Here is a 16,458-nt window from a genome sequence, read left to right on the forward strand (position 1 = left end):
TTTTAAAATTCAAATGTTCATTAATTCATTAACCATCTCAGCCATCATTAGCTCTTCATCGGTTGGCATTACATAAACTTTAACCCTCGCTTCAGCTAATGATATGACATTTTCGTTTTTTTGATTTGCTTCGTAATTAAGCTCAATTCCTAAAAATTCAAGCCCGGAGCATGCCTTTTTTCGTATCACTGCTGCATTTTCCCCTATTCCACCTGTGAAAACTAAAGTGTCAATACCACTTAAAGCGGCAGTGAGGGCTCCAATATTTTTTTTAACATAATAGCAGAACAGATCTACCGCTTCTACTGCAAGATAATCCGTTGCGTCCCGCGAAAGCAGGTCATGCATGTCGCCGCTGCTTCCGGAAACGCCTAAAAGTCCCGACTCATGGTTGGTCATGTGGATAAACTGATCGGCAGTAAGACCCTCATGCTTCATAATGTGCCAGGCCACGCCAGGGTCAATATCTCCCGACCGGGTGCTCATTGGCAACCCCGAAGCGGGGGTAAACCCCATGGTGGTATCCACGCTTTTGCCGTCCTTCACCGCTGCCAGGCTCGAACCATTACCTAAGTGCGCAATGATAATTTTGCCTTCCCCGTTGCCCTCTGCCTTTAACTTTTGCATAATATATTGATACGAGAGGCCGTGGAAACCGTAACGCCTTATTCCAGATTGTGTAAAGCGCCTTGGCAATGGCAGTAATTTGGCTACGGCTGGCATATCCTGATGGAAATATGAATCGAAACAAACGTATTGAGGCAATTGCGGATAATGATACCTGAAAGCTTCGATCAGCTTAATTTCGTTTGGCAGATGCTCCGGATCATCACCGGCTTCCTTTTTTAAAGTGGATAACATGTGGTCATTAACAATGGCGGGTGAGCAATCCTCCATGCCATGCACCATCCTGTGCGCTATGACTTTAACCTGAGCGAATAAGGGTTGGCATTCAAGCCAGTCTACAATGAATTTTATCGCCGACACATAATCAGTAACATCATTAGGGAGTGTTTCAATTTCGGAGAACTGATTCCTCGTAAGTTCAAATGACATTCCGGGCAGACCAATGCGGATTATCCTACCTTCTCCTATTTTCTGAACATTAGCAGTCAGGCGGAATAAAGAGAATTTGATACTTGATGAACCTGCATTAATTGCAAGTAATGCTGCCGGGGTTGGAACTTTTGGGTTCATTTTCAGATATTTAAATACTGTAACAAATACTAAACGCCCAATATTCGTTTAATGAAACCGGGCTACTGATTATTGAAAGAAAACTAATGACAATGTCACCTATGGCCGGATACACGCCGGCTTATTTCCTTTATCTTTATTGAAATAACAATTCTGAATATTCCAGCCCCTAAAAAAGCAAGCCCGGTCCAAATGATCAGATTTGCTATTCCAAAAGCAGGATAGGCAAGTATCCCCACCGAGAAAAAAACAACAACAAGGCTGTTAAATAAGATCCAGCCCCAACTCGAAATACCGTAGGCACGCATATCGATAGCACTTCCAATCCCCATTATCCCTCTAACCAGCAACCAAAAGCCAATAATAATCGGAAGTAACATCATGGTTATTGAAGGATAGCTAAAGAGGTAACTTCCAATAGCAATATCAATGAGCCCGCTTGCCAATAACCACCCCCAGCGCTCAATATGTCTGATGCTCATGAGGGATACAATGGCTTCAAAAAAACCTGTTATGATCATGCCTACCGCAAACGTAAGGCTGAGCGATAAGTAGGACTGTAGCGGCGATAAAATGATCCACACGCCAAGAATAGAAAGTAATATCCCTGATAATAGCATCAACACCCAATATCTTGAGGGCACTATGGCACTTTTATAAACTCCTGCTTCCATTGCTTGTTTTTTTTGCTTTAGATCAAAGAAAAAGTTGCACCGGTGCTACCAGGCACAGGCGCAACGTGGTTTGATCAGTCAATATTAATTTTCCTTTTCTCCGTTGTGTCCTGCTTTGTTTTGCGGATATCAATAGTCAGTAATCCGTGATTGTAGTTTGCTTTGATATGCTCGTTGTCCACATTGTCCGGCAAGCGAAAAGTGCGGGTAAACGAAGTATTAGAAAACTCCTTACGGGTATAATTTTTCTTTTCTTCGTTATGTTCCTCGCTGGTTTCCGCACTTATAGTTAACAAGCCATTTTCGGTACTGATATTAAAATCATCTTTTTTAAAACCCGGAGCGGCAACTTCAAGCTCATAATTATCCTTTGTATCACGAATGTTTACCGCGGGCAATAATTCCTGATTTAAAAAAGGGAGTGTAAAAAACCGGTCGTTGTTCCAAAAATCTTCCATCATCGAACGTAATGAAGGGGTGCTGTTTGATTTTACTAATGTTGACATAGCGGTATGTATTAAGTTTATAATGCAAAATTGGAAACAAACCATTTAACGTAACATGACGGCCGTCACAATAAGGTATGATATTCAACATCAAAGTGTTGCAGTGGCTGAATAATCGATGTCCAATATCAGTATTCCTGATGATCACGATCATTTGCAGCATGACTTATTATGCAAAAATTTGTATAAACAATTTCAATAACATTAAACCAATTTGTCATCATGAAAACTATCCTTGCACTTACCGATTTTTCAGATAATTCAGTAAACGCGGCTAACTCAGCCGTGTTGCTTGCGGGTAAATTACATGCCAACATGCTGTTGTATCATAATTATGAAACGATAGCTATAGCCTCTACTTTTTCTGGCGGCCCTTACGTAGATGAAGAGTTTTTTTTAGCTACCACTGAAACAAAGAAAAAGCTTGACCACCAGCTAAACGCCCTTCAATACATTGCCGATGACATTGATAAAAGCTATCGTAAACCAACACTCAAAGGTTTAAGTGGTGATGGAAACCTGGAAGACAACCTAAAACAGGTAATTGACGAAAACCAAATCGAATTTATAACTATGGGCGCACCATCAAGTACATCAATAGACCATTTGTTTTTTGGCAGTGAAACGAATAAAATAATAAGGCATGCTCAAAAACCCGTACTTGTTATACCTGCCAATGGTGCTTTAGCAGATATTAAAAATGTAGTATTCGCCACAACTTTTGATGAACCCGACATCCAGGCCCTACACTATTTAATAAACCTTGGCAAAACCTTTCATTTTAGCATCGAAGTGGTACACGTAAATCAACAGGTTAAGGACAAGCAGCAACAGATTGAAAAGGAAGCGGCATTCCAAAAACACATAGCCAAATTTGGGTATGATAAAATCTCGTTCAGAAACCTTGGAGGTCATGATGTTGCAGACAGGCTGCACCGTCATTGTGCTGAGGTAAAACCCGATATTCTTGCTGTAGTTCATCATCAGCATTCATTCTTCAGGCGCTATTTTGAGCACAGCACAACTAAAGATGCTCTCGAAGATTTAAAACTGCCATTATTTATTTTTCCTACAACCGTATAATGCGTACCCGCATCATCAATGATCTGTTATTCAACTACAAAGGCTTACAACGTTAGAACACTTAACTGTTTTTCCAATGTTGTAAGCCATTATTATAACAGCTATCAGAAAAAAACAATTTTCAGCAATTGGCAACTTACTGTGTAGCGAGAGAGTTAATTAAAAAAATAGCACCAGGCTCAATTTGGCTTTCAATATTGATAGTATTCTGTATTAATTCGAGATAACGCTTAACAATATTGCGGTTCAAGCCGGTAAATCCTCTCTGTTGAACCCGTTAAATATCAGCAGATAATTTAAATGTGCTCGAGCAACCATTTCATTGGCTTTATGGGGTTAGCTGGTTTTAGACCGAAAGCTTTGATACTCTTCTCTGCTATCAGGCTAACTGCTTCTTGTATATCATCGGTAATCAGGTATAATTTTGTATCATTGGGCCCAATGGTTCCATTCGCCTCCATCAGGTTGATATGTTCCACAAGCTCCCTGTGATAAGCTTTGCCGAAAATAATAACGGGAAAGTTTTCTATTTTATGGGTTTGAATCAGGGTAAGTGCTTCAAAATACTCATCCATAGTGCCGTAACCGCCCGGCATGACTACAAAGGCAAAAGAATATTTGACCAGCAATACTTTCCTGATAAAAAAATGCTTCATATAAACCCACTTATCGAGGTAACGATTGGGTTTCTGCTCCACTGGTAGCTGAATATTACAGGCTACCGATTTGCCGCCAACATCCTTAGCACCACGATTGGCTGCTTCCATAAGTCCAGGCCCCCCTCCGGTCATTATAGTAAACCCAAGTTTGGCAAATTCGGCCGCGGCTTTTCGGGTAAGCTCATAATAAGGGTGATCTTCATTAAACCTCGCCGAACCGAAAATGGTAATACAAGGGCCGATAAAATGCAAAGCACGGAAGCCCTTTATAAACTCCCACATGGTTTCTAAAGTAAAACGCAACTCCTTGAACCGGGAATGGGGACCTTCCAGGAATGCGATCTCTGATTTGCTTACATCGTTAGCCATAAGAAGTTATTTTAATCAAATCTGTTGATTATAACAGAATTTTGAAATGATTTCAATCAATAACCTATTTGACAGATATCATATCAGAGTGGTTTTTTGCACCGAAAACTGAGGTGACATAAAATCATTTAAAGCTTCAAGATAATGGCAGCCGGCTTGATTTGAGCTTTTCATTTTTGTGGCCGTTTCAGTCAAAATTTGCTGTATCCTTTGTTGCTCTTCAAAAACAATAGAGCTACCTGTACCATTAGCAAGCAATGATTGACTTACACAAATGGTGGTTAGTTTTCCTTTAATAGTATTTACCAATAAAAGGCTTTTACGAATTTCACACCACTCCATAAACTTGTCAATAAAGTATTCATTGATCTTTTGGGCGGCGCACACGTCCCCTTGTCTTTGTTGTAACGTTTTACTATTAATCAGCGATACCTTATCAATATTAACTAAATCAATATGAGGCAATTTTGCTGCTTCCGGGTCAACATTATAGGGCATGGACAAATCTATAACCAGTTTTTTACCCGGGCATTCAAGGTCCCCTTTTAAAACAATGGGATAAGGTGCCCCCGTAGCTACAATGACAATGTCAGAAGATCCTATCAGGCTATTCAGCTCGTCAACAGCTGCGTAATCAGCATTCATTTCAGCCGCAACCTCTCTTGCCTTATCTACAGAACGGTTAACTATTGTAATCCTAATCTTCCCCAGGCATTCGGTTATGTTTTTACATGTAAGCCGTGCCATTTTTCCGGCGCCCACGAGCAATATTTTACTATCAATATTAAAAAGGTTATGTTTTTTTATGAGTTGAACAGTTGCGAAAGACACGGACGTAGATCCCTTACTCAGGCCGGTTTGATTTTTAACCTGCTTCGATGCCTGCAAAACGGTGTTGTAAAGCTTCTCTAAAAAACTATCGATAAAGGCACGTTCTTTGGCAAATTTAACAGCTTGTTTCAACTGCCCAACAATTTCATAATCACCCAGTATCTGTGAGTCTAAACCTGCCGCAACATTAAATAAATGCCTAACTCCATTCACGTTCTCTTTCACATAACAATAAGCGGCAAATTCATTCTTTTTGCCAACGGTAACACTACATAATAAATCAATAAGCTTGTTTGCATTGTCTGTTAACCCATAAATCTCGGTACGGTTACATGTTGACAGAACAAATACCGAAATGATACCATAGCCATTTGCCCTTTTTAATAAAACTTCATATTGCCCGCTGCTTATTGCAAATTTACCCCTGTTATCGGCATCTGTTTTTTTGTAACTTATCCCAATGACATAAAAATTACGGATAACCGCCATGCTGTTAATTGTTTTCAAAATATTCGCTCAGTTAAAAGTGTACAGCAGGCAGGCCTTCAGGCAGCATTAGCAGGGGTATTTCAATATGATGTGAAAGCTTTTGAGTGTAACTAAAACCTAAAAGCTGTCCAAGGGGGCTTAGCCTCCGGTGTACCATAACCAGCATATCAATTACACCGTGTTCACAAAGCCAGTCGAGTCCATGCATTACATCTATACTTTTTATGTGCTTGTAATAGATTTTGGGATAATTGGCTTTACAGGTAACCTCTTTTAAAAATTCATCAACTTTTTGTTTATCATCACCTGTTTCAAATTTGTCGTCGGTAATATGGGTTATTAACAACTCGGCGTTGAAATAGTAAGCCAGGCTTGCTACCGAATGGATCAGTTCGATATCTCCCCTACTCAAATCAGTAGCAAACGCTATTTTAAATATCGGACGAAAACGGGCCTCCGCCGGGATCAGCAGTACGGGGAATGTTGATTTATTAATGATCTCCTGGGTATTACTCCCTAAAAAGAACCTGCTTACAGCTCCCTCTCCCGACATTCCCATTACAACCATTACACATTTTTGTTCTTCAAATGTGTTTCTTATCACATCGGTTACTTCACCGGTAGCGCTATGGGTGCCGATAAATTCGTGACCAGAGGCTATTTTCTCAAAAGGGACTTCATGTCGTAAAGTTACCGACAAGTGCTTCAGTTCCTGGTCCGCTTCTTCCTTCAAAGAGGCATAATCCTCCAGTGGCCAGGGAACCTGCGCCGCCATGGGCGCCTCCGATGGCACTTTAATAGCATGGCACAAGGTTACCCCGGTCCTTATATTTTTTGCAAGGTTTAAAGCATAGCTTGCCGCATTGTGAGCAGGAGCTGAAAAATCAGTTGGTACTAAGATCGTTTTCATAACTTAACAATTATTAATAATATGATCATTTAGTTTTATTGTTAGGCTTAATATCATAAAGCATGTTTTCAATCACGCTATCCAAATTGTAAACATCATTGTATTTAACAATCTGACCGTCTACAATAGCCGCTGTAATGTAGGTGATCCTGATTGGGATGGGCTTTTTTAACGGGAAAACCTTAACTTCCCGGTTCATCAGAGCGCGGTGAACCAATTTCATATCATTTTTATCACCGCCTGTTATCAGTAATTGCTTTGCAAGCTCCTCCCCCCGCTCAATCTTTATAGCTCCGTCACTTGCTGCCCTTCCCCCTTTGCCGAATAAACTTTTATCTGATACTCCCTGTAGTTCAATACCTGCTTTATTGCCTGGCATAAAGTATATATATGCCCCTTTTTTTTCGTTAGGTGTAGCGGCTTTGAATGAAAAATTTCCGGAATTAAATTTATCCCGGCTCTTGTTTTTTATAACCCGAGGTCCTGCCGAAGTTGCAAAATCTGTAAGCATACTAACCATTAATGGAGTTGGCGCCGCACGTTTTCCCACAATAACTTTGAAGTTAAATGTCGTATCCGGCCGTACCAGTTTTAATGAATAAGTAGGAATGTTGACCTGGATATAAATACTGTCATTGATTTCGGCCCATCGCAGCCTTTCCATATTGACAGCTATTTTCCTCACGTCGGCTTCAGGTGTTTCATAGCAATCGCCTTCATAAACCCCTTTTATCATGTGTAACTGATGCTGAAAAGTCTTATAATCTTCATTAGTTGGCTGCACTTTTACTATCGCGTCCATAAAGGCAGGTTGGTTGAGCGCATTAGCTAAAATATCGCTGCCATTGAAACCATTTACAGTTTCCCTATCAATTTTTGCAGGTGAATAATATGGGTTTAATTTGCCGAAATGCAGGTTATTCATGAAGGTAAGCATGGCATCTGTAAGCAGTATTTCAAACCGGGCTTTTTGGCTGTTGCTTATTTTTTCGGGCTGTTCAAGTATTTTATGAAGTAGTGGGTACAGTAAGTCTTTCGGGTGATAATCCTCGTGCCTTAAACCAAACTGTAATACACAATCAACCAGCAGCATGGCGGCCCAGGTTTTATTCTGGTCTTTTTGTTCTAATGTCCAAATAGGTGCAAAGTTACGCTTAAGATAAAAACGCTTTGTTGACGAAGGGAAATATAACCCGCTATTAACCGCCTTGTCATTCAGTTGCCTGATTATCTCCGCTTTTACCGAAGTATCGGTTCTTAAAATTGCTAAGCCCCTGGCCTTAACATTGGCAGCAGTAAAAATGCATGAGATAAAAAGAAAAATTACAATTCTTTTAATAACCGCGTTATTCATCTCTCCTGTTTTCATAACATCTTTTTTAATAATGTAAAGTTGCAACGCACCAATTGTTAAATTAGTGACGGCCGTCACTAATCCGATTGATCCTTAACACCCGAATAAACCATAACCACCTGAAATTCAATAAGGAAAGACAATAACCGGAATAGTTATCTGAACAGGCACAGAACTACCGTTGCTTTCTGCAGCCAATTCTTCGCAATGAAAACGATGATGAACAACGGCCAGCAGATCGGCATTCATAGTGTGTGTCATAACGTCAACTGCCCGGGTAACATCCCGTTCCCTCGTATTATTAAAATGCAATTGTTCGTAATTAACCCTTGTACTTATTTCGTCATTGAATAGGCTGAGCGCATAGTTTTGTTCAATATGGGGCAATCCTTTTGCCGACAGGTGTGTGAGCAACAAATTGGCTTTATATGGCCGGGCCAGCGCGGCAAGGTAATGCAGCACACTTAACCGGCAATACCTTAAGTCAGCGATATAAATAACTTGTTTAAAACCCTGCCTGTCATATTTTTCAGGGATTAGCATCAACGGGCATGTGATCCTATTTAAAACCGACTGAATTTTTATTTCCGTGTCAAAAGGTCCAGGTTTCGTCGCCCCTTTTATTACCAGCCAGATATTATTTTTATTGATGTAAGAGATTAATTGCGCTTCAGTATCAAGCAACGCGTCAAATTCATCAATTGGGGGCACAAAAGCACCTGTTGCTACCAATTTGAGTTGAGCCGAAAGATCTTGCGTTGGTTCAGTAATGTCATATTCGGGTATGTTTTGGCCAGCCAATTGAAGTTCCCTGGATACGGCAGGTCGTTTTAACGGATAAACATGTGCCAACACCAAACTTGCTTCTGCCTGCTGAGCCATGCTAAGGGCAAAATGTGCCGCATGTTTTGCTGATGCGGAACCATCGTCAATTACAAGGATCGTTTTCATAATAATGCTTTTTAGGTGAATAACCGGGTAACATCTGCAAAATAAGCTATCTGTAAAACCTCATTCACTGATGACTATCAACTATTTATATGATTTTCATCATGCTTTTCCTGCCGCGGGTATCGCATTTTTACCTTAAAAATTACCGGATCATGAAAACCGTTATTGCACTCACCGATTTCTCCCCTAATGCGACACACGCCGCACATTTTGCATTAAAACTTGCAATGAGCCTAAAAGCCAATTTACTATTGTGCAATGCTTATCTGTTGCCTTCAGAAATTCCAAGTCCTTACACTGTTGGCTGGCCGGTTGAAGAATATGATATGCTGAGCGAAGAAAGCACCAACATGCTAAACCTTTTGAAGAGCCAATTGGAAACCTGGCGGGGTACTCTTCGTAAAGAAAATGGGTTTAGCCCTCAAATATCTGTTAATAGTTCTTTTGGCAATTTGTGCAGCGTAATAAAATTCCTTTCATCCACCAATAACGTTGCTATGATTGTGGCCGGCACACATGATAAAGACCGATTAAATACCTTTTTGCAAGGCAACAACATGAAAAGCATGGTGAATAATCTGGACCTTCCCCTGTTGCTTGTTCCTCCCGCCGCCAGGTTCAACGATATCAGGCGGATAGCGTTCGCCACCGATCTGACATCAACTAAAGATGACATTGAGGCTATTGAATCATTAACCAAACTGACAGAAGCGCTTAATGCCGAAATACTATTAACAACAGTTGACGAGCACGATAATTACTTCGCTCTCAATGAACGATTTATGCAGGAAATATTGAACACCATGGCATTAAAAAACAAAAACGATTTATTGAGCACCAAAATTCTGAGATCTAAAGAAATTGAAAATGAGCTTGCAACACTTTGCGTAGAAGAGCATGTGGATATGCTGGCTATGGTGCATCATCATTTGGGTTTTATAAAACGTTTATTTAAGGGCAGCCACACGCTTGAAATGACTAAAAATGTAAATGTGCCTATATTAATATTCAATGCCCGGGTAAATTAACTATATCATCGGGTAAGCTGGCAGCATACTTTCAAACGCTGCCCGCGAAATAATCTAGTTGTTCCTGCTTAAAACTTCGGGGCATGCAAATAAATAGTTACTTAGCAATTCGTTTATAAAACCATTGCTTCGCAAGTTCGGCTGATAAGATGTACGCTATTACTGTGCCCATCATCAACACATAATACTTCCATGATAGTGTTATAAAACCAAACATTGCTGCAAAGGGTGAAAATGGAATAGCCAATACCAGGCACATTATGCCGGTAGTTACCAATGATAAATATTTACCCGGCAGGCTTTTCATAAATGACAAACGTGTACGCACTACCAGTACAATCAAAATAGCTGAAATCACCGATTCGGTGAACCAACCGGTTTGAAAAACCTTTTCATTGGCATGTAGCACGAAAATGAGCACCGCAAAAGTGAGGTAATCAAAAACCGAACTCAGTAAACCAAAAACAATCATGAAACGCTGAATAAAGCGGAGGTCCCAGCGTTGAGGTGTTTTAACGTTAATATCGTCCACCTTGTCCGAAGAAATAGTCATCTCAGGAAAATCGGTTAACAGATTAGTGAGTAATATTTGTTTTGGCAACAATGGCAAAAATGGTAAAAACAACGATGCACCAGCCATACTGAACATATTGCCAAAATTGGCACTGGTAGCCATAAAAATATACTTCATGGTATTGGTGAAAGTTTTACGGCCTTCCGTAACACCATTGATTAATACATTGAGATCCTGGTTCAACAGTACTATGTCAGCCGCCTCCTTAGCTACGTCAACAGCAGAATTTACAGAAATACCTACGTCGGCAGTATGCAGCGCGGGGGCATCATTTATTCCGTCGCCCATAAAACCAACAACATTTCCTGCTTTTTTTAGTATGCTTATAATCCGCTCTTTTTGGCTTGGTTCAACCTCAGCAAAAATATCGGTAAGCGGTGCGCTATGCCGAAGCGCAGAATTACTCATATTGCGCATTTGCTGACCTGTAAGTATCCGAACTGATTGAAAACCGATTTGCTGGGCAAGATTAAGGGCCACCGGCGCATTATCACCCGTAATTATTTTTAGCTTTATACCAAGGTTTTGCAGGGTTTCAATTGTTTGAAGCATGCCCGCCCGGGGTGGGTCAAACAGTGTTACAAATCCAAGGAATACCATATTATTTTCATTATCCCTTGTAAAAACCTGGTCATCGGCCACTTCTTTATAGGCAACCCCCAGCGTTCGGAGCCCCAAATCGCTTAATTTGTGATAAAGATCTAAAATAGCCTGCTTACGATCTCCGATATCTTCAATAACACTTTCAGACACTTCAACCCGGCTACAGATATCAAGAATTACACTTAACGCACCCTTGGTGATAGCCAGGTTAGCGGCCTGGCTTTTCAATTGTACGGTGAGCCGCTTACGGATAAAATCATATGGAATTTCAGTAATTACAGAAAAGGGTTCTACGTGTTTTTGTCCGATACCGGCTGAGCAAATAGCAACATCTATGGGGTTTACAAAACCCTGCTGGGATCTGGCATTGAGCCAGGCATAGGTAAACACCTTATCGTTGTGCTCGCCCCTAAAATCCAGTGTATCTTTTAAATTGACTTTTCCCTCGGTAATAGTGCCGGTTTTATCAGAGCATAATATATTCATGCTGCCAAAATTTTCTATAGCGCTAAGGCGCTTTACAATCACCTTTTGTTTGGCCATTCTTCGGGCGCCGGATGAAAGATTAACAGTGATAATTGCAGGTAGAAGCTGAGGAGTAAGCCCAACAGCCAAAGCAAGCGAAAACAAAAAGGAATCAAGCACCAGTTTATGCAGTAATACGTTTATCGCAAAGATCACCAACACCAACAAAAGAGTGATTTCCATTAGCATATATCCAAATTTTCTTATCCCTCTTTCAAAATCGGTTTCTGGCGCTTTCAATAACAAATCATTTGATATTTTCCCAAATTCTGTATTTCGCCCTGTTTGTACTATAAGCGCTTTTCCGATGCCGCTCACGACACTCGAGCCCATGAAAAGACAATTGTTGCGCCTGGCTAAAGGTGTGTTAGCGCGTTCAATACCAGGATTTTTTTCAACCGGATAGGTTTCGCCGGTAAATGATGCTTCATCAACAAACAAGGCTTCTGATTCTATGATCAGGCAATCGGCAGGCACAATATCCCCGGCCGATAAACAGATAACATCCCCGGGAACCACACCTGTTACCTCAAGCTCTGTTTTTTTGCCATTACGCAGTACGGTGCAATGCAATTGGACCATTTTCAACAATTCATTAACGGCGCCGGCAGCTCCCCTCTCCTGCCAAAACCCCAAAATACTACTGACAAGCACTATACCTATGATAATTAAAGTATCAGCCATGTCACCTAAACCAGCAGATAGTAATGCTGCGGCTATAAGTAATAATGTTACAGGGCTTTTAAATTGAGAGAGTAACAATACCAGATTGTTGAATTTGCTTGCTTTTTTTAATGTATTGGCACCGTATTGTTCAAGCCTTTCGATAGCATGCGATGAACTAAGCCCTGTAACTGTAGTGTCAAGCAAGTGCAATGCGTCATCTTGCGTAAGCTGCCAGAAGGTATTTAATTGATTGTTTTTATGTTCCATTGGTTTGGGCCGAAGAGGTTTTGGAAATACCTGTCAAATTAAGCCCATATCGCCGGATATTATGTTGACCCGCATCAACACAGCAAATGATCTGCGTCATTATTTGATCAACTCAGTATAAAAGAATACGCGTTGATCTACGGGTTAATTCTGTACGCTTTAAAATTCTATTAAAACCGGCGACCTACAATGATCTTCAAAATAGCCCTGTCTGAATTTGACGTAAAACCATACCCTACCCCGCCGTTAAACTCCCATTTAGGATCTACATTCAGGTCGGTTGCAACAAACAATTGGTGGTCCTGTTGCTCAATTGGGTCATAATGAAAAAATGGACCTGTACTGCCATAGTATTCCAGCCCAAGTGCAACAACTTTTGTTACATCATAACTGCCTTTAACATTTGGTGAAAAGGTAAACCCGCGGTTTTGATCAGGCCCCTTGAAACTCTTTTCCAGTGTAGGATTCACGGATATATATAACTTATTCCATTTTTTATCTACGATTGGCCTGATTTCCAGCGTGGATGTATTGGCAGAAAATGCAGCTTTTTGGAAGCCGAACTCGGTTGAGATACTTACTCCTACAGGCCAATTCCAGCTTTCCGGTGCTGCTACCCTGGGCCTTATATGAGAACCAACATAAGCGGTGCGGCCACCGTCACCTATTGAATTAAAAAAGTAGAACCCGGTTTCAAACCATGTTGTCCAACCATGAGTAATCTCAATAGTTTCATGTTCAACATGATTTGTTGGAAGCTCGCCGTTACCTACCGTTTTACTACCGCTTATTGTATAATTGCTGTGAAGCTCAACCATGGTTCTACCTTTTTCAACAGTTTCTGAGCCATAAACCTGAATCTCATAGTTATCCTGTGCTTTTAGTTTGAGGACGCAAAATGTAAGGATCAGCAAGCAAACGTATTTCATCGATATTGAGCTTTAAAACGTATACAAATTGTATTCGTGCTAAGCTATTGCGGTAATCTGAAGCAAAATTGTAGTTGATCCCTGTGTATAAAAAACGTGACAAAACAGCGACGGGCTTAAAAAGTAAAAACAAATTTATGCCAACCGGTCTCGTACTCATAATGAATGGTATAGCCATATAACTGGCAGATATTTTTAACCAATGTTAAGCCTAATCCGGCACCCTGTGAGTCCTTGCCTTTTTGAAAACGCTCAAAAATTTGCGGCCCGTTTAATGTATTTGCGGCCCCGGTGTTTTTTATAGATAACTGGTCGAAATTAAGATCAATGGTTATGAATCCACCTGGCAGGTTGTGCCGGATTGCATTGCTGAAAAGGTTATTCAATAAAATATCAACAAGGTATTTACTGGCCACTATTTGCCTGGGGTAAAGGGTATGCCGGATGGTAAGTTCTTTTTTTTCAATAAGCTCCTGAAACTGGAGTATTTTAGTTTCAATCACCGTTTCAAGGCTAATTGGTTCCTCTTCAGTAACCAGTTTATTTTCTAATTTAGCCAATAGCAATAACGACTGATTAAGCCGACTGGACTTATTTACTGAGCTATAAATGTCGGCTATTTGTCCTAACTGCTCTGCACTTAATGTTTCATCCTGTATAAGGGTATCCAGTTTAGTAGTAACAACAGCCAGCGGGGTCATCATTTCATGTGATGCGTTTTCGGTAAATTGTTTCAGGTTAAGATAATCATGGGTTACCCTTAAAGACATTTCTCTTATAGCTTCATTAAGTTCTGTAAACTCGTCAACTTTACTTGGTTTGCCTTTAAATTGGTCAACGTCGGCGATATTAAACTGTTTGATTTCATTCAGGGTGAGTTGAAAGGGTTTCCAAAGGCCATTTAACATGTATTTATTGATAACAAAAAGTACTGCAAGTAAACCGGCCAGCAATGCAAGCGTAATGATAGAAATAAGCTCGATAAGATTTTTTTGCCCTGCCCGCGAAACAGTGATCACAACCTTGTAATTACTATCTTTTTGTTTTACCAGGTCTTCTACCGCCCTGCCTGCTTCGCTTCGTTGTTCTTTTGGATTAAAATACGTTGTATCAAAAAAACGCTTCAGTAACAGTTGTCTATTAGTTTTAACAAACACAGCATGATCACGGTCAAGGTCATATAGCTGCGGGTTGCCATCGTTGCTCCTGATATACTCTTCTGCCTCCGTTAACTGCTGTTGCAGCGCCCGGTCAAGTTGCTGTGTGCCAATGTAATTAATGGCAAAGTAATAAATAACTGCTCCTATCACTAAAACAGTCAGCGTGGCATAAACACTCGTCCGGGTATAATGCTGTGACAGCTTCATCAATCGGTAAATTTATAACCCATACCATATATAGACGTCAAATAATCCCTCCCCCCAACCTCCAGAATTTTCCGTCTGAGATTTTTTATATGCGTGTATATAAAATCAAAACTATCATACATATCCATTTCATCTCCCCAAAGGTGTTCGGCAATGGCATTTTTGGAGATTACTTTTCCTTTGTTGGCCATGAAATAAAGTAACATATCATACTCTTTCCTGGTCAGGATAATCGGGGTTTGATTAATTTCAACTGTACGTCCCTGCATATCAACAGAAATTTCATTGAAAACCAATTTATTACTTGTATTGAAAGCTTTTCGGCGGTACACAGCCATCAACCGGGCTTTTAACTCGGCTAAATGAAAGGGTTTTGTCAGGTAATCGTCGGCGCCGATGTTAAGCCCTTTTAATTTATCATCGAGCGAGTTTCGGGCCGAGATGATCAAAACAGCTTCGGTTTTTTGTTTGATGCTCAGGTATTCAAGCACGCCAAACCCTTCTCCATCGGGCAAGCCAATATCGAGCAAAACACAGTCATAGTCATAGTCAGAAAGTTTTTGCAGTGACGTAGTTAATGTGCTACAGCTTTCACAGATATTGCCATCTACATTCAAATAACTTGTGATGTTTTCGCGTAAACCTTGCTCGTCTTCTATTACCAGGATTTTCAAAGCTTTTTGATCAAATTTAAATATGGAAACTGAAGAGAAGCTGAAGTGTCACAAACTACAGACTTGCTTCAAAATCATCAGTTAATTTACAAACATTTTAAGTGAGGATATAACAAATCCTGTTCCAGTCAAAAAACTATGGCAATAATCCAACCTAATCATGAGAGCCTTATCCATCGGGTATACTCTGCCCCTCTGCGTTTTTGGCATTGGGCAAACACAATCGTTATTAGTGGTTCATTAATTACCGTTTTGATCAATTCTACTATCACCGACAAAAGGACTATAACAAACATAATTAAAACGCAACTGAAAGCCCAAGGTGCTACCATAACCGACGATCAATCAGGCTCGGTTGCACACGCTCTCGGAGATAGCGTTTGGAGCATACATACCTGGTTTGGTTATGTATTAGTCGGCCTATTGCTGTTCAGGCTCATCCTGGAGCTTTTTCAACTAACTGACCAAAAATTCATCCGCCGGATAAAAGAACTTTACCGTCAGTTTCATTCCACCAAAAAAGAGCGTGAACTTGCCAAACATGAGCTTACAGTGAAAGCCATTTATGCGTTATTCTATATCTTACTTATTATAATGGCCCTAACGGGTTTATTCCTGGCATTTGAAGATCTTTTAGCACCATTTAAATCTATCAGGCATAGTGTTAAAGAAGTTCACGGATTTTGCATGTACCTGATTATCTCATTTATACTTGTACATTTGGCTGGCGTATTTTTGGCTGAAAGGAAAGATGACAAGGGCATTGTTTCAGACATGATAAACGGCGGTAATAATAAATAAA

The 16,458-nt window shown here is 40.4% G+C and carries 15 protein-coding genes; 3 read left to right on the forward strand and 12 right to left on the reverse strand.

What is annotated here, in order from left to right:
• Positions 1-9: 9 nt before the first annotated feature.
• From BMX50_RS02560 to BMX50_RS02570, 3 genes are all read right to left on the reverse strand, one after another.
• Complete coding sequence (locus BMX50_RS02560; RefSeq protein WP_091207220.1) at positions 10-1,197, reverse strand: acetate/propionate family kinase; 1,188 nt, start codon at positions 1,195-1,197, stop codon at positions 10-12.
• Positions 1,198-1,292: 95 nt separating this feature from the next.
• A complete protein-coding gene (locus BMX50_RS02565; RefSeq protein ID WP_091207223.1) occupies positions 1,293-1,871 on the reverse strand; it encodes an HdeD family acid-resistance protein in 579 nt (192 codons plus the stop codon).
• Between the two features lie 74 nt (positions 1,872-1,945).
• Positions 1,946-2,377: an Hsp20/alpha crystallin family protein gene (locus BMX50_RS02570; protein ID WP_091207226.1), complete on the reverse strand. Its 432-nt coding sequence runs from the start codon at positions 2,375-2,377 to the stop codon at positions 1,946-1,948.
• A gap of 222 nt (positions 2,378-2,599) precedes the next feature.
• Here BMX50_RS02570 and BMX50_RS02575 point away from each other — a divergent pair, with 222 nt between their 5' ends.
• Positions 2,600-3,460, forward strand: a complete 861-nt coding sequence (locus BMX50_RS02575) for a universal stress protein (RefSeq protein ID WP_091207229.1) — start codon at positions 2,600-2,602, stop codon at positions 3,458-3,460.
• A gap of 296 nt (positions 3,461-3,756) precedes the next feature.
• Here the strand turns inward: BMX50_RS02575 and BMX50_RS02580 are convergent, their stop codons facing one another.
• From BMX50_RS02580 to BMX50_RS02600, 5 genes are all read right to left on the reverse strand, one after another.
• Positions 3,757-4,488: an LOG family protein gene (locus BMX50_RS02580; RefSeq protein ID WP_091207232.1), complete on the reverse strand. Its 732-nt coding sequence runs from the start codon at positions 4,486-4,488 to the stop codon at positions 3,757-3,759.
• Positions 4,489-4,566: 78 nt separating this feature from the next.
• Positions 4,567-5,826: a glutamyl-tRNA reductase gene (gene hemA, locus BMX50_RS02585; protein WP_143065065.1), complete on the reverse strand. Its 1,260-nt coding sequence runs from the start codon at positions 5,824-5,826 to the stop codon at positions 4,567-4,569.
• Between the two features lie 13 nt (positions 5,827-5,839).
• Positions 5,840-6,718 (reverse strand): universal stress protein, encoded by an 879-nt coding sequence (locus tag BMX50_RS02590; RefSeq protein ID WP_091207238.1) that lies wholly within the window; start codon positions 6,716-6,718, stop codon positions 5,840-5,842.
• A 25-nt stretch (positions 6,719-6,743) separates the two neighbouring features.
• Positions 6,744-8,087, reverse strand: coding sequence for a L,D-transpeptidase scaffold domain-containing protein (locus BMX50_RS02595; RefSeq protein WP_091207241.1), 1,344 nt, complete (start codon positions 8,085-8,087; stop codon positions 6,744-6,746).
• A gap of 111 nt (positions 8,088-8,198) precedes the next feature.
• Positions 8,199-9,023, reverse strand: coding sequence for a universal stress protein (locus BMX50_RS02600; RefSeq protein ID WP_091207244.1), 825 nt, complete (start codon positions 9,021-9,023; stop codon positions 8,199-8,201).
• A 152-nt stretch (positions 9,024-9,175) separates the two neighbouring features.
• Here BMX50_RS02600 and BMX50_RS02605 point away from each other — a divergent pair, with 152 nt between their 5' ends.
• On the forward strand, positions 9,176-10,051 hold the full coding sequence (locus tag BMX50_RS02605; RefSeq protein ID WP_167667787.1) for a universal stress protein: 876 nt from the start codon (positions 9,176-9,178) through the stop codon (positions 10,049-10,051).
• A 97-nt stretch (positions 10,052-10,148) separates the two neighbouring features.
• On the opposite strand, the gene mgtA is transcribed toward BMX50_RS02605, so the two are convergent.
• From mgtA to BMX50_RS02625, 4 genes are all read right to left on the reverse strand, one after another.
• Positions 10,149-12,686, reverse strand: coding sequence for a magnesium-translocating P-type ATPase (mgtA, locus tag BMX50_RS02610; protein ID WP_091207250.1), 2,538 nt, complete (start codon positions 12,684-12,686; stop codon positions 10,149-10,151).
• Positions 12,687-12,856: 170 nt separating this feature from the next.
• Positions 12,857-13,615 (reverse strand): hypothetical protein, encoded by a 759-nt coding sequence (locus tag BMX50_RS02615; protein WP_091207253.1) that lies wholly within the window; start codon positions 13,613-13,615, stop codon positions 12,857-12,859.
• 116 nt (positions 13,616-13,731) lie between these two features.
• Positions 13,732-14,982: a sensor histidine kinase gene (locus tag BMX50_RS02620; RefSeq protein WP_091207257.1), complete on the reverse strand. Its 1,251-nt coding sequence runs from the start codon at positions 14,980-14,982 to the stop codon at positions 13,732-13,734.
• Entirely contained in the window at positions 14,982-15,656 is a 675-nt protein-coding gene (locus BMX50_RS02625) for a response regulator transcription factor (protein ID WP_091207260.1), read from the reverse strand. The genes BMX50_RS02620 and BMX50_RS02625 overlap by 1 nt, the downstream gene beginning before the upstream one ends.
• Before the next feature lie 138 nt (positions 15,657-15,794).
• Between BMX50_RS02625 and BMX50_RS02630 the strand changes: the two genes are divergently transcribed.
• Positions 15,795-16,457, forward strand: a complete 663-nt coding sequence (locus BMX50_RS02630) for a cytochrome b/b6 domain-containing protein (protein ID WP_091207263.1) — start codon at positions 15,795-15,797, stop codon at positions 16,455-16,457.
• The last annotated feature ends 1 nt before the right edge of the window (position 16,458 follow it).

It is taken from the genome of Mucilaginibacter gossypiicola, from assembly GCF_900110105.1.
GTDB classification, from domain to species: domain Bacteria; phylum Bacteroidota; class Bacteroidia; order Sphingobacteriales; family Sphingobacteriaceae; genus Mucilaginibacter; species Mucilaginibacter gossypiicola.